The sequence below is a fragment of the Oleiphilus sp. HI0067 genome (assembly GCF_001635735.1).
Genome location: NZ_LWFI01000490.1, coordinates 1 through 1,362 on the forward strand (window position 1 = coordinate 1; position 1,362 = coordinate 1,362).

The 1,362-nt window shown below is 43.5% G+C and carries 1 protein-coding gene; it reads left to right on the forward strand.

The features are described from left to right. The coding region (gene glmS, locus A3739_RS05875; protein ID WP_068500659.1) for a glutamine--fructose-6-phosphate transaminase (isomerizing) at positions 1-1,362 on the forward strand (1,362 nt) is incomplete at both ends.

Genomic DNA, 1,362 nt, shown 5'->3' on the forward strand with positions numbered 1-1,362 from the left:
GTTATGACTCTGCAGGTGTATCTGTGTTATCTCAAGACGGAGAATTTCAACGTGTACGTCGTGTCGGTAAAGTGAAAGCATTAGCCGACGCGCTAACAGAAACTCCTTGCTTAGGTGGTACTGGCATCGCACATACCCGTTGGGCAACACACGGTGAGCCTAATGAACAAAACGCCCATCCACACACATCAAGTAACGAAATTACCGTCGTACATAACGGGATTATCGAAAACTATTTGGACCTAAAAAAAACGCTCATTGGATTAGGGTATATTTTTACGTCCGATACCGATACCGAAGTAATTGCCCATCTTATTCATCATGAACGCAAAACTAGTTCCACTCTTCTAGAAGCATTCCGTCAAGCCATTCGTCAGCTAGTCGGTGCATATGGAACCGTGGCAATGGAAACAGCAGATCCAGATAGATTGGTCGCAGCGCGTTCTGGTAGCCCACTCGTCATTGGTTATGGCATTGGAGAAAATTTCTTAGCGTCCGATCAGCTAGCATTACTTCCCGTTACGAATAGATTTGCCTTTCTTGAAGAAGGAGACATTGCTGAGCTAACTCGCCACAGCGTAACAATTTTTGATCTCAACGATGAACAAGTTGAGCGGGAAGTAAGCGAATCAGATATAACGCATGACGCTGGAGATAAGGGTAAATTCAAACACTACATGCTGAAGGAAATTTATGAGCAGCCTGTCGCTTTGAAGAATACTTTAAATGGACGCGTTGAAAACGGTGCAGTGTTAGCGAGTGCTTTCGGTAACAATGCTAAAGAAATTTTAAAGGATATTGATCACGTTCAGATCATTGCATGTGGCACGAGCTACCATAGTGGTATGGTCGCACGATATTGGTTTGAGCAATACGCTGGCGTGTCTTGTAATGTCGAAATCGCTTCTGAGTTCCGTTACCGCAAATCGTTTGTTTATAACAATGCTTTAATCGTAACTATCTCTCAGTCTGGAGAAACAGCAGATACGCTAGCGGCCCTGCGTTTAGCGAAAGAACTCGGTTATAAATCGAGTCTCACTATCTGTAATGTTCCTGGTTCATCTCTAGTACGTGAATCAGATCTTGCTTACATGATGGAGGCCGGTGTTGAAATCGGTGTCGCTTCTACAAAAGCATTTACAGTTCAATTAGCTGGTTTACTTCTGTTAGTCGCAGCGATTGGAAAACATAAAGCGCTTAACCCAGACCAAGAAAAAGAGATCGTATCGGCACTACAATCGTTACCGAGTAAAATTGACCAAGCTTTAGAGATGGATGCGCAGATTAAACTGCTCGCTGAAGATTTCGCAGATAAACATCATAGTCTGTTCTTGGGTCGTGGAGATCAATATCCGATTGCAA